We start from the raw sequence: 13849 nt of genomic DNA, 5'->3' as shown, positions 1-13849 counted from the left end.
GAATCGTGGTCATCGGGTTACCTCGCCTTCAGAGGTCGCAGTTAGCAGCACGTGCTCCGCGTCCTTGCCCTGCTGGGTCTCGGGGAAGCGGGAGTGGTTACCGGTGCGCTGCGCGGGGACCCGGACGGCAGGATTGACGTGCGCCCCGGTGTGCTCGGTCTTCTCCCAGGAGGAGTCACCGCGGAACTCGCGCCAGGCGGCGCGCATGGCGGCAACGGCCAGGAAGACCTGGTAGGGGAACGTGCCGAGCACGAGCTTGACGTAGTCGCGGAGGCGGACCTTGATGCCGTAGCTGCGGCCGAACTCGCCGAGCCCGGCTGCTTCTACCACCAGGGTGACCAGCGTGGGGACGACCGGGAGGAAGGTGGCCATGGCCACGAGGGTCGGGACTTTGGCGAAGACGGTCAACGCAACCGAGACCGGGATCATCAGGCCGGTGAACGCCTGCAGGAACGGCATCGCGAGCGTGTACCTCGCCAGGGCTCGCTGGCGTCGGGTGGGCAGCTCCTTCCAAGCACCCTTCTTGAGCACTTGGAGGAACCCTTGGCTCCAGCGCGTCCGCTGCTTGAACAGCGAGGTCAGTGAGCCGGGTGTCTCCTCACGCGTCACGACCTCGGGGTCGTAGGCGACCGCGACCCGGGCGCCCTTGGTTGACAGGCGTACCCCCAGCTCACAGTCCTCGGCCAGGCAGTCGCCGTCCCAGCCGCCGGCCTCGCGCAGCAGGTCGGTGCGCACGAAGACAGTGTTGCCGCCCAGCGGGATGAACCGTGCCTCGGCGTGGAAGTGCAGCCGGGAGCGGAACCAGAAGTAGTACTCCAGGCAGTTGCGCAGCGCCCACCAGGACGACTGCACGTTCATCAGCTGAACCCCGCCCTGGACCAGGTCGGCGCCGGTCTCGGAGAACCGGGAGTCGACCAGGCTGAGCAGGCGCGGATGCACCTCGTCCTCGGCGTCGAAGACCCCCACCACGTCCTTGGTGACGAACGGGAGCGCGGTGTTCATCGCGCGCGGCTTGTTCTTGACGGCGCTGTGGTCGATCACGACGCGGACCAGGCCCGGGTGACGTTCCTCGGCCTGGCGTGCGACGGCCTCTGTGCCGGGGTCGTCGTGCCCGATCAGCACGAGGATCTCGAAGTCGGGGTGATCGGACTTAGCGAGCTCGTCGATCGTGTGCGCCAGGACCGCCTCCTCGTGACGGGCCGGGACCATCAGGGAGAAGGATCTTTGCGGCGGCAGCGTCGTGGTGGAGAAGCGCGTCGCGCTGAGCGACTGGTTGCTCCGCCAGGCGTGCAACATCCACCACAAGGTGGTCATGGCCACGATGGTCATCAGCAACGACACCGTCAGGAGGGCAGCCAGGCCGATGGCTCCGAGCCATGAGGTGTGACTCACGTTTGTGGTCGGTGCTGCCGGGGTGCCCGACCGGGGTGTGCTGGTGCTGTCCGGCACCGCGGGTGCGTTCTGACCTGGTGGCAGAAGCTGACCGCCGCCGGTGGTTTGCCCGGCATCCGAGGACGCGACCGCGGGGGTGGTCGAGGACTGGCTGGTCGGGGGGCTTGGGGGCGTGGAACGGGCGGTAGCGGCCGTGGCGGGCGCTGCCATCGCGAGCGCAGCGACCACCGAAGCGGCCGGCAGGGCGAGCAAGGTCAGGGCGCGACGCGGCCGGCGGAGGCTCGAGGCCCGGACGCGGGCAGGGCGGGGACGTGATGCCACCTGATGTCTCCTCAGGAGTCGTGTGTGGGCGGTGCGGTGGGCCCGGAGGCGAACCGGGTGGTGTGGGCGCATCAGCGCAGGGAGTGTTCCCGCTGGTCAACCGCGGGTCGACGGACCGCGTCGGAGCCGAAACGGTCGCGCCAGCCCCATACGGTCACCCGGAGCAACGCCTCACGGATGATCGAGCCGCTCATCTTCGAGACCCCGTGCTCGCGCTCACAGAAGGTGATGGGGACCTCGCGGACCGTTAGACCTGCGCCGAGGACGCGGCGGGCGAGGTCGACCTGGAAGCAGTAGCCGTGGGACGAGACGTCGTCGAGGTCGAGGAGGCGCAGCGTCTCGGCGCGGAAGACGCGGAAGCCCCCGGTCGCGTCCCGCAACGGCAGCCGCAGGGCTCGCCTGGTGTACCAGTTGCCGCCCCGGGACAGGAGCTCTCGGCGCAGCGGCCAGTTCTCCACGCGGCCTCCACGGACCCAGCGCGAGCCCAGGACCAGGTCGGCCCCGGCGAGGGCCTCGTAGAGGTGCGGCAGCTGCTCGGGCTGGTGGGAGCCATCCGCGTCCATCTCGACCACCGTGTCGTAGTCGCGTTCCAGGGCCCAGGCGAACCCGGCCAGGTAGGCCGCACCCAGCCCGTCCTTCCCTGCCCGGTGGAGCACGTGGACCCGTCCCGTCCGGGCGGCGAGCTCATCGGCCAGGTCTCCGGTGCCGTCGGGGCTGTCGTCATCGACGACCAGGACGTCCAGGGTGTCGTGGACCCGCAATGTGCGCGTCACGATGCTCTCGAGGTTGTCGATCTCGTCGTACGTCGGGATGACCACGAGGTTGCGTGACGGCCAGGAGTGGGCAGGCGCGGGCGACGCCGAGGTTGAAGACATGGCAGGTGTCCGGATCGACTCCAAGGGACGGATTGGGTCGAAACGCCCTGTTCACCCGGACCTTAGGTTCCTCTCAAGTAATGACCGGGAAGGCGAGGTTTGCGAGGTGCGCATGTCCGGCATGCGGACTACCAGGACACTTCGTCGATCACCACACTCCCGTGCCACCCGGCCCTGGGGGTGAACCGGAGGCCGAGATCGCGCACCCCGTCTTGGTCGGTGGGCACTACCAGGCTCACCTCGTTCCATCCCGGGACGAGGGCACGGCCCGGCAGAAGGCGATCGCGACCACGCACGTCGGTCACCGATGCCGCGACGGAGAAGCGGACACCCCTCGGCGCCCACACGTGGGCCGACGCGACGGAGCCGGGCAGCAGACCCGAGATCCGAGGTGTGTCCAGGGCGCAGGGACCACTGCCGCGCGGTGTGACGCGCAAGGCTCGCCGGCCGGCGTACGACGGGGTGCCGACGTTGGTGACGACAGCTCGGCCGAGCCGGACGTGCCACCCCGCGACGCCGCCGTCCTCGAAGGTGTGTCGGGGCTTCGCGGCGGTCACCCGGTCCAGGGCCAGCGCGCCCCGCCACCCCGAGGGGTTGTCGACCTGCAGGCCGAGGACCCTGACCGTGGCCATGGTCGCCGGCACTCGGAAGGTGAGGGTGTTCCAGCCGGGCCGCAGGGCGTGGCTGGGCAGCACCGTGACCTTCCAGGACGCGTCGAACAGCGCGGGGGAGACGCCGACACCGGCGGGGGACGGCGTCCCACCCGTCCCACCGGGCATCCAGACCCGGTAGCTGACGCTGGTGCCCGGACGGAGGCCGGTGAGGCCGTCCTCGGTGCCCACCGCCGGATAGCCGGCGCCCCCCACGGTGATCGACAGGCTGTGGGTGCCCGAGCTGGCCTGCGACGACGAGGGCTCGACGACGACCGAGCCCCAGCGACTGGTCCAACCCTGGGCCGTACCGTCCTCGAAGTCAGCGAGTGCCCCCCGGTCCAGGGGCGCGGCGAGGGGCGGTGCGGTGGGGCCGGAGGGCGCGGGGATCGGGGGGGTGGGGGCCGGGGTCGGCCTGGGGGGCGGGTTCGTGGTCGTCGGCGGCGCGGGAGTGGGGGTGGAGGACGGGGTGGACGTCGGCGCCGGGATCGGGGAGGGGGGCGAGACCGGGGGCGGTGCGGGGGTCGGGCTGGGCGTGGGGCTGGGCGTGGGGCTGGGCGTGGGGAGGGCGCCGTGCTCGGCGAGGTGGAGGCGGTACCCGGCGCCGAAGGCGGTCGGGGTCCCGTTGTAGTCGCTGATCAGGGCCGGCCCTGAGCCGCACGAGGCGGTGTTCCACGACCACGCGAGGTAGCCCACGCCGTGGCGATCGGCCCAGGGGAGGATCTGGGCGAGGAAGCCGGTCGCGCAGTCGTCCTCTCCGACTTCGGTCAGGAGCACGGGGTAGGTCGCGGCGACGGGGGCGACGGTGGTGTCCCAGCAGGAGGTGTCGTGGCACCCGGAGAAGTTGTAGGCGTGCCACCCGGCGACGAGCTGCCCGAGCGGGTCCAGGGGGGCGTGCTGGGTCCACTGGCTCAGGTCACCCCCCCAGTTGAGCCCGTCGACGATGACCGGCTGGGTCGCGCCCGTGGCGCGGACGACGTCCAGCAGCTGCTGGGCGCCGGTGGCAACCCACCCGACGGGCGTTGTGCAGCCGTCACGCCAGCACTCCCAGGAGACCTCACGGGGTTCGTTAAAGAGCTCGAACATGACCGACGGGCGGTCCTTGAAGGCGGTCGCGACCCCGGACCAGAAGGCCGGGGCGTGGTCGGCGTCGGGCGCGATCTGCTGGCTGGTCGCCAGCGCCGTCCCCGAGGCGGCCCAGTGCAGGTCGAGGATCGTGGCCAACCCGTGCCGGGCGGCGCGGTCGACGAAGTCGGTGACGGCCGTGCGGTAGGCGGCGCCGGAGTACTCACTCCGCACGCCGTTGATCCCGAGCCAGCAGCTCTCGTTGAGAGGCAGGCGGATCGTGTTGGTCCCCCAGCTCGCGATGGCGCCGATGGCTTCGTCGGTGACGGGTCCGTCGAACAAGCCCCAGCCTTGGACGCAGGCGTACTCCGAGCCCGACCGGTTCACTCCTCCCACCTGCAGGGGGTTGCCGGTACGGGCGTCGAGCAGGCGGTTGCCATGGACCTCCGGACGGGGAGCCGCAACTCCCTCCGCGCGTGCCGGGGGTGCAGTGGCACCACCGATCACGAGGGCGACCGCGACGCAAGTCACGGCCGCCAAGAGCCCTTCGATGAGGGCGACGGTGTCCCACACGGGACGAAACCGTGGATGCATGACGACGTCCCGGGCTCCGGGGGCGCAGACCCTGAGGAATACACCCAAAACGAGTAATCGGAGCATAACGGGCATTTTCCGCCTCTGGTCGACTTCCCCGTTATGAACTCCAGGGCTGCGGCTCGGTCGGCGCAACTGTCAGGGTGCGTCTCAAAGTGCGCTGTCAGGTCCTGGCGGGCCTCCGGAACTGGAACCTGCCTGGTGGGGCAGGTCACTGAGCTGACTCCCGTCCTTGGAACGGGTCCGAGAGTTGTGTCATCGCCACCCGCGCGGGGGGCCAATGTGGGACGAAGACCGTGCGGGACAGATGAGATGGGCCGAGGCGTGGAGACCCGCAGGCCTCGCACACAACCGTTCTACGCTGGGAAAGGCGGCGCCCCGACCTCGGGGGTCAGGGGTCGGTTCGAATCCTGTCAGCCCGACCGAGAGGCTCTGACCTGTGACGCAGGTCAGGGCCTGTTCCATTACTGGGAACGGTGGTCGTACACCAGCCGAACCGCCGGTGGTGTGGGACTGGGGTGCAGGGCCAGGACTGCTCGTCGTCGGCAACACGTGCGCGACGACGTCGCGAACGGTTGCCCGGCGCACGCAGAGGATGCGCCCCGTTCATCCGGCGTCAGGTCGCGGAGAAGGTCGCGGATGCCGGCAGGCTCGGCATGGGCAAGAGTGAAGATCATTCATATCTGTGACTCAGACCGGACTTGCAAGGGTGCCGTTCGATTGTGTGGTTCTACCGACCTGCGTGTCGACGCAGAGCCGGGTCGACTCCGGTTCAGTCGCCGACGGGGGAGTCGACAGCCCGCTGGTGGAGTGGGTGGTGTCGTTGGACCCTGATGTCGTACCGGGAGGTGGGCGGTGGGGCAGCCGGTGGGTCCAATGGGTTCCGTCCCAGAAGCACACACCGGCGCTGGTGTTGTCGTGGTACCACCCGGGATCATGCGGTCGCGGATTCGCGCTTCCACAGCATGCCGGCGCGTTCTTGCCCATGGTTCGTTCCTAGCCAAGGTGCCATTCGGAGTCCGGGGACAGCCGCCACCGACAAGATCATGATGTTAGCGGCCTGGGCCGAGCCGGGCGACCTAGCACCTGGTGGTGCGGCAAGCGTGGTCCCGGGGTGCTCTCTCGTGTTCTCCCTTCACAGACCGGCCCAGGAGCGCGATGAGCTGTACGGACCGACAGTCGGCGGCGAGGGGAGGTGACGTCGATGACCGCCTTCGGAGTTGCGGCACATGGCCCAGGAGAAGTGGCCTCACCGGGGAGCAGTCGAGAGCGAGCGTCACGAGACACCGTCACCTGGGCGCGGGCCTGACCGAACCATCTCGCGCCGACTTGCTGGGACCGCGAGCTGCTCGATTCGGCGCGCGTGGAGGCGGCCGCGAGGGCGGTACGAGCTGTTTGCAGATCTGCGGAGCGTCAGATTGGGCAGGCTGTCTACGACGGGCTCTGCAGCGCGGCCGGGTCGGCGGACCGTTGCGAGGGTGGGTGTGGGACGACGACGGCTTGGACCGCGTCCTCGTAGATCACCCGACCCGGGTCCAGTGCCTCGACCCGTTCGTACGCGACACCGTGCGCGGCCAGAAGGTCCAGATAGGCAGGGACACGGTCGAGCAGGTGGGTCGCGGTGGACTTGAACCACGCAGTGGCTTGCGGGTTGAGCTCTCGGTCGTAGACCGTCGGGTCCGTGGCCGTCGGGTCGGGGTAGGCGTCGTTGTACCAGTCGTTGCCTGCCCGCCACACGGCGTTTTCAGCGCCCGTCAGTTCGCCGCGGTGCGCCAGCGTGTTGGCCAGGCCGAAGATGCCGATGTGAACACCGCGGCGGTTCGGGGTCGGAGACTGGAACCGGACGTACACCTGACAGACCATGGCACGTGCTCGCCTCCCTCTCGCCGCCGCCACGCGGGGTCCTCGACGGCTCCTGTCGGCCACTCGGGAGGTCAAGCCGACTCGCACGCGCCAGGACGCGACAAGATGGTCCACGTGACAGAACGTGAACTCCAGGCCCAGGTTCGCGCGGCGACCGCCCCGCTTGCGGCATGGGTCGAGACACTCGCGGAGCGGCTCGAGAAGCAATTCGAGTGCGAGGTCCGGGACGCCACCGCCGAGGAGCTGCAGCGCCCTGCCCACGACGACCACATCTACGCGGCGCCCGCCGCTGGTGGTTCCTTCGCGGCGCAGCCCAGCTCACCTGCGGCGGCGACGCTGGTGGTGGTGCGTCATGACTTCTTCACCGGCGCCGGGGTGACGGGGAAATTGGTGAGGTCGTCCCGTGCTGCGATGAGTGCGCGGTGTTGCCGCCGTCCGAGACGCCGGGAGACGACCTCGTCGAGCAGGGTGACGCCGCAGTGTGGGCCGCAACGCGTGGCTTCGCCGAGTTCCGGCGCGAGAACGACCGCGCCAGCAAACCAGAGATGGCGTTCGAAGAAGGCTGGTCCTACAGCGGGGGCGGATCGTCGTGGTCACCAGCTAGCCCCGGCCCCACGTTCCAGCACATCTGGCGACCCTGGCAGCGACGGCGTTAGCGGCGGCCTCAGCCAGCGCCGCCCTCGCGTTGGACCAATTTTGGACCAAGACCGTGCGGGACGGCCGGGACCGTGCGCGGGCCGCGGGGTTGCCTGAGTGCGGCAGGACGGGATTTGAGCCGTGGATGGGTGACCCGACGACCTAGGGGTCAAGTGTCCAACTGAACGGCGGACGCAAAAGCAGCAGCCGCCTCGGCTTGCATGCCTGGGAGGACATGGGCATAGGTCTCAAGGGTGATCATGACGGTGGCGTGGCCGAGTCGCTCGGAGACGACCTTGACGGGCACGCCGGCCTTCAAGAGCAGCGACGCGTGAGTATGCCGCAGGTCGTGCAGGTGGATCGGTCGGGGCACGGTGGAGTCACTGGAAGCGCGAAACTTAGCTTGGGCCTCGACGAAACGGGCTGAGTAGCGCTCGGGGTGCTGGTGTCGCCACGGGTCCTCGAGGCGTCCGAAGATGAGTGCGTCTTCACCGACGAACTGCAGTTGGTGCTGCGCGCGGACGGTGCGCCATCGCCGGAGCACGCGGGTTGTGCCGGCGTCGAGGTCGACCACTCGGGCGCGTTTGCCCTTTGTCGGTCCCTCGACCAGTTGCTTGCCCTGGTCCTCGACTCGGATCACGCCCACCGAGCGGCGAATGCTGAGTCGGTGTGCGTCGAGGTCCAGGTCTCGCCACCGGAGAGCGAGCAGTTCACCGCGACGCATGCCGGTGAAGGCAAGCAGGTGCCAGCTAGCGGCATCAACCCGTTCGGTCGATCGTGCCCAGCCTAGGAACGCGGCCAGGTGTCCCGCATCCCAGACGAGCATCTCCGGCGCGCGTGCGGCAGAGACGCTAGGAGGCTTGGCGCGGTCCGCCGGGTTGTCGATGCGCAAACCCTGGTCGATGGCCTCGCGAAGTGCCGCCTTGAGGATCGTGTGGACGTAGCGGACCGTTCGAGGCGACAAGCCGCCGGACCGGTGGTCGCGTCGGCCGGACGTCTCCAGCTCGCGGTACAGAGCACTCAGCTGTGATCCGGTCAGCTGCTGTAGCGGGACGCTTCCGATGCGCGGCGCAAGATGAAGCCGGACGTTCTTCCGGTACGACGCCACGGTCGAGGGAGCGAGACGCAATCCGTTCAGCCACTGCTCGAGCCACTCGCCCACGGTGATCCGCTGACTGGGCACGAAGCGATGGTCGTTGACTTGCTGTCGCGCGTCGGTGAGCCAGGCTCGAGCTTCCCTGTACGTGGTGAATCGCCGCTTGGTCTGCCGCCTCGATTCGCCAGGTGCCGCGGTGTCGAGGACGACGACGTAGCGGCCGGAAGCTTCCTTCCTGATCGGCTCGGTGCGGGGCATGCAAACATCGTCGCGGTCTTCATGCCGCTCGGCCAGAGGTGTTTTCATCCGCGCGTCTCATGCCTCCTGCGCTGGGGCGATTCCGCTCGGAAGTCCCAGATTTCCCTGGCTGTCCCACGCCTGCGTGCTTCGGGTCCGACTGGTCACAGGATTGGTCACGAGACGTGCCGAGATCAGGCAGACGACGCGAGACGACCGGGGCTGGCAACGTCCGGATCAGGCTGAGATCAGGACGGACCGACACCCCTGGCACCCGAAGACGCCTGTGGGCCATGAGTTCAAGTCCCCCCTCGGACACCAGTAGATGGGCCCCGCCCCCCGGCGGGGCCCATCGGCGCTCTCGGAGTCGTAGTCGTCGCCGGGTGTGCCTTCGCCGCGCATGCCGCACTCGTTGTCGTCTTCGCTCAGAGCGGCTGCACCGTCCGGGCAGCTCTACCGGTGTTGGTTCAGCGGGGCCACGCTGGTGTGGCCCAGCGGGCTCTGGACTGACAGGGACAGGATTGCGCCGAGCGGCGCAAGCTGCGAGGCGCACCGGTCGGCTGCGATCACGAGCTTCTCACTAGTCCGTCGTCCGCGGGTTCCGAAGCCAAGCAATCACTGCCGCCACCCTCCGGTTGGTCTGCGGGTCTTCGTTGAGTCCCAATTTGGAGAAGATCATGGCGGTGTGGGCCTCGATCGTGCGCACAGTCAGGAACAGCGTGCGGGCGATGCTGGCATTAGACATCCCCTCGGCCATCAGTCTCAAGACATCCTTTTCCCGTGCGGAGAGACGATCGAGTTCGGCGCTCCGAGGGGGTAGGTGAAGCAATGACTCGACGATTGCTGGATCGATCACACATTCGCCGTCAGAGATTCGCTGTAGGGCATCGAGGAGTGCAGAAATGTCGGCGACTCGGTCCTTCAGAAGGTACCCGATCGACCTGTTTGATATGGCCAGGACTGCAGACGCGTAGGTGGATTCCGCATAGGTTGAAAGGATCAATATGCCGATGTCTGGCATTCGTCGGCGTAATTCACGAGCCGCGCGGATACCTTCGTCGGTCTCTGTGGGCGGCATGCGGATATCCATCATCACCAGGTGGGGTGACGTCTGTCGCACTGTCTCGAACAAATTGCGCGCAGAGTTATTCTGAGCAACAACCTCCATCCCGGCAGCTCCGAGTTGAAGGGCCAGCCCTTCGCGGAAAAGGGCGCTATTCTCAACGATTGCTACTCGTAGGGAAGCGTCGCGGTCAAGCACGTACCCCCTCCTTTCGGAGAACGGATAGTCAAACTTCCCCCCAGGGCGGCAACTCGGTCACGCACACCCAGCAGGCCCGTGCCGCGGGCCAGATCGGCACCGCCGCGGCCATCGTCCTGCACACGTACCGTCAGTGTGCTGTCCTGGTCGGTGGCCGACACTTCTGCAGCGACGCATTGCGCGTGCTTGACGACGTTGGCGAGCCCTTCGCAGATGACGAAGTACGCGGTTGCTTCGGTGGTCGGCGGCCATCGGTGCTGCGCTATGTGGATGGTGATCGACAAAGGCAATCTCTCTGCGGCACTCTCGACTGCTGCTCCCAACCCGCTTTGTGTGAGGACGGCGGGCAGAATGCCACGGGCGAGATCCCGGAGGTCTGCCAGGGCCTCCTTCGCGTGCTCCGCCGCTGTGTGCGCCAGGGAGCGGACATGGTCGTTCTCCGCAGCGTGCACGACTTGGTCCAAGGTCATGGCGAGCGCGAGGAGACGTTGCTGGACCCCGTCGTGCAGATCTCGCTCCAACCTCTTCCGCTCAGCCAGTTCTGCCTCTGCTAGGCGCGTTCTCGATCGCCGCACCATGGCTGTCATCGCGGCATTCTGCATAGCGAGTCGAACGGCCGCGACACTCGCTGCCATCAGCTGCGAATGTCGAGGTAAGGAGGGGTCCGTCCGAATAGCAGCCAGCGGTTCACCCTCATCGCTGTTCACGGAGATCACGACACTGGTTTTCGTTGCAGCTGGCGATTCGGCGACGCCGTGGGCGTTGTGCCACTGCTGCTTCTCTGAGACCCAGGTGTAGAACTCAAGGTGCGGGTCAGAGATGGTGGAGGCAAGGAGATCTTGGATCTCTAATGGTGTACTCGAAGCCCGTACTCGCAGCAGAAGATCGCCGACGGCGCCACGGCTCGCTTTCATCCTGATGGCGGTGAAGATGAACCCGGCGGGGACCATCAACAGGCCTACCTGCTCGACTACGAGCACACTCGGCTGGACCTGAGTCTGACCTGAGAACACCGAGGCCACGTGAGCAGCAACAGTCAAGGCTGCTCCAACGGGCCCGACGACCAGCGGAACCAATTCGGCCGAGGACAGGCTGCCGGCGTGCGCGATACGCCACACCATGGAAACCGCGAACCAGCAAAGCAATACGAGCAGGTAAACATTTCCCATCCGCAGACCCCAGCGGGCTGCCGTCGCAGACAGCGGCAGGACCGGCCACACCCCGAGCCTCAATCGATCGGGAGGAATCGACACCGTGAGGCGAGTCGCGATCAGAAGCGAAGCAGCCGCCATCACGGCGCGATGAGCCTTGCGATTGAGCGCCGGGCGAGGGAAGCGCCCCAGCACGACACCGATGGTCAATGCTGCGAGGGGGCCCGCAATCCATCCAAGAAGCGGAAACGGTGTGCCCTCGACCAGGTGAAGGTGCTCGGCAGCGAGCATGAGGCCGACCAAGCACAACAACACTCCGTTGGGGCGGTCGGCAGCGTCTGACATGAACAACGCTCCGGCGGTCGCCAGCAGCGCGATCAGCGCCCCCTCGAGAACTCCGATCAAAGGGAATCGATCGTCGCGAGGTTCGAGAAGAACCGACGCCGAAGACGCCGCTACCAGGGCAGCGAAGGTGTATCCCGTACGTAGAGACACAGATTGGCCTGGCGTCGGTGTGTGCCCGAACTCACTCATCAGATCAAGACCGAAGCATCGAATTTGGGCGAACTCGTTTGCCCTCTGGTAGCGGGTTCTTGACGAGGATTTCACGCACGCACACCTTGTCGAGACTATCTGGTTCCCGCGAGGCGAGTCACCGAGTTAACACCCAAAGGTCAATGGGGCAATTCGGGCGCAAGTGGTGAAATCAGCTAGCTGAAACCTGTTGGCCGCTGAGGGGTTAGACCTCAAGCAGATGTGGGGCTAACTCGGTGGTACCCCATCCGCCACCGCTTTAGTGTCCCACCTGCAAGGACCGGGCGCCCAGTCAGCCCCTGGTGCCCCGGTCACCAAATGCCCTCCTAGAAAGGCTCAACATGCGAAAAGTCCTCCAGCGGCCCCGGGTCGCCCAGAGGGTCCAAGCGAGTGCCGCTGCTCTTATTCTTCTTTCCGGCGGCCTCCTTGCCGCCGTGTCGGGATGGCAGTCGGCGGCAAGCGCGAGCGGCCTCGTCTTCAGCGTGACAAACTACGACAACGACGGAACTCATGGCGTCTATATGCGGAACTCGAGCAATCTCAATGACGTCACCAGGGATTCCGCCCACTACGAGGTCTACGGCACATCGGTTCAGCTCCTGTGTGGGCTTTTCGGATCGGCAGTCGGACCAAAGGCGAATACCGCGTGGGATTACGTTCAAGTTCTCTCAGGTCCGAACGCTGGGCGGCGGGGATATTTGTCAGAGCACTGGCTGAACACCCCCGTCGGTTCCAATCAGCACGTCTCCGGCGAGCCCTCTTGCGGCGGTGGACCGACTGGAGGCGGTGTCTCAGGACCGTCGGCGACCGCACAGCGGGCCATCAACTGGGCGATGGCACGCAACGGGCAGGCCATCGACTCCGGTGCATGTCTGCTGTTCGTAGAGCAGGCCTACCGTGCTGCTGGTGTGGATCTCGGGACTGGTTACTCGGCGGCGCGCTATTGGCAGACCAATCCCCGAGGATTCCCCAGGCACACGGACCGGGCGCCTGAGGTGGGTTCCCTCGTGTTCTGGGGCGCCACGTCTCGGAACCCTTATGGCCACGTGGGCATCTACTTGGGAAACAACACCGTGGTCTCGACGAGTTCGTGGCCTCAGCCCTCCGGTTCGCGGACGGTGCACACGTGGTCTTTCTCAGGGCGCAACGGCGCTGGATACCCGTACCTGGGTTGGATGCACATCGCTTAGGTGCCGTGAGCGGCGGCGGGTCGGGGGAATGGATCTCCGGCCCGCCGCCTAGCACTACTTGTGCGACGTCGCCCTCTGTGGTCCCCGTGAGCCGCCGCCATTGCCCAGGTACCACCTCGATGTCGGCGAGGCGCCCCCGCCAAGGGCGCGTCCTTCCTCACGTCTTCCGGTGAGCGCCGGTGCATCAAGCCGTGCATGCGGCGGCTTGTCCGGCGGTGGTCGTGGCAAACCTGCTGACGTCGGCTGGACCTGACCAAGAACTGCGTGACCCGGGGCTGGCACACCGCGCGGTCGGTTTGGACTTGATCTGCTCCGCCCCATTTGGGCCGACGGCGGCACGCCCCGTTCTCGTCGGTGAACGTCGACGACGACGGCTGCTGTGCCAACGGCCACCGGGTGAGTCAACTTCGTGGCAAGCCCGCCGTGCGAGCACCTCGGCGCGACGCCGTGACCTTGACTCGGCGCGCCGCTCGCGGTGGTCGCAGTCCGTGAGTGCCGCCCACCTTGATCACTGCAGCACTCAACGCCGACCGCAGGCTCAAACCGAGCTGCACGCCGCGTCTCGATAGCGCAGTCCGGGCAGGCAGGTGGCCTCAGGTGTGCGCGCGCCAGCGCGCAAGGAGTTACGCACGGGTAGGTCTTGCCGGGGACGGGTGGGGTGGCTTCACTGAGGTCATGTCAGTAGAGACCAGGGCCGAAGCAGACCGGTCCATCGACGAGGTCACCGACCGCGTGCTCGCCAGGTTCCCGGGTCAGCCCGTCGACTCGGTGCGGACGCTGGTGGTCCGCACGCACGGGCAGTACGCCCAGAGCCGCATCCGGGACTTCGTCCCCGTGCTGGTCGAGCGGGAGGTCGTCGACGAGCTGCGTCGGTCGGTCGCCGGCACGTGAGACCCCCCACAGCGGGTGCGGCGGGTCCGTCCACCTGCTGTTCAACTGCGAGCGCGAAACTTCGCAGGTGACCGCCCCGCCCGCTCGTCCTGC

Annotated in this window: 9 protein-coding genes; 2 read left to right on the top strand and 7 right to left on the bottom strand. The window is 67.3% G+C overall.

Annotation, left to right across the window (positions count from 1 at the left end; all coding sequences use genetic code 11):
• Positions 1-9 precede the first annotated feature (9 nt).
• The 7 genes from ACYVDA_RS15730 to ACYVDA_RS15700 all read right to left on the bottom strand — a co-directional run bounded on the left by ACYVDA_RS15730 (position 10) and on the right by ACYVDA_RS15700 (position 11750).
• Positions 10-1392: a glycosyltransferase gene (locus tag ACYVDA_RS15730; protein ID WP_460819372.1), complete on the bottom strand. Its 1383-nt coding sequence runs from the start codon at positions 1390-1392 to the stop codon at positions 10-12.
• Between the two features lie 392 nt (positions 1393-1784).
• Positions 1785-2588 (bottom strand): polyprenol monophosphomannose synthase, encoded by an 804-nt coding sequence (locus ACYVDA_RS15725; RefSeq protein ID WP_460819371.1) that lies wholly within the window; start codon positions 2586-2588, stop codon positions 1785-1787.
• 128 nt (positions 2589-2716) lie between these two features.
• Entirely contained in the window at positions 2717-4897 is a 2181-nt protein-coding gene (locus ACYVDA_RS15720) for a cellulase family glycosylhydrolase (RefSeq protein WP_460819370.1), read from the bottom strand.
• A 1431-nt stretch (positions 4898-6328) separates the two neighbouring features.
• Positions 6329-6748, bottom strand: coding sequence for a hypothetical protein (locus ACYVDA_RS15715; protein WP_460819369.1), 420 nt, complete (start codon positions 6746-6748; stop codon positions 6329-6331).
• A gap of 817 nt (positions 6749-7565) precedes the next feature.
• On the bottom strand, positions 7566-8750 hold the full coding sequence (locus ACYVDA_RS15710) for a tyrosine-type recombinase/integrase (RefSeq protein WP_460819368.1): 1185 nt from the start codon (positions 8748-8750) through the stop codon (positions 7566-7568).
• Between the two features lie 559 nt (positions 8751-9309).
• On the bottom strand, positions 9310-9990 hold the full coding sequence (locus ACYVDA_RS15705; RefSeq protein ID WP_460819367.1) for a LuxR C-terminal-related transcriptional regulator: 681 nt from the start codon (positions 9988-9990) through the stop codon (positions 9310-9312).
• Positions 9960-11750 (bottom strand): sensor histidine kinase, encoded by a 1791-nt coding sequence (locus ACYVDA_RS15700; RefSeq protein WP_460819366.1) that lies wholly within the window; start codon positions 11748-11750, stop codon positions 9960-9962. The genes ACYVDA_RS15705 and ACYVDA_RS15700 overlap by 31 nt, the downstream gene beginning before the upstream one ends.
• 266 nt (positions 11751-12016) lie before the next feature.
• Between ACYVDA_RS15700 and ACYVDA_RS15695 the strand changes: the two genes are divergently transcribed.
• Entirely contained in the window at positions 12017-12865 is an 849-nt protein-coding gene (locus ACYVDA_RS15695) for a CHAP domain-containing protein (RefSeq protein WP_460819365.1), read from the top strand.
• 675 nt (positions 12866-13540) lie between these two features.
• Positions 13541-13756, top strand: a complete 216-nt coding sequence (locus ACYVDA_RS15690) for a three-helix bundle dimerization domain-containing protein (RefSeq protein WP_460819364.1) — start codon at positions 13541-13543, stop codon at positions 13754-13756.
• Positions 13757-13849: the final 93 nt, after the last annotated feature.

It is taken from the genome of Nocardioides korecus, from assembly GCF_054778395.1.
The sequence above is the reverse complement of the archived record's forward strand: the minus strand, read 5'-3'. Positions and strand labels throughout refer to the sequence as shown.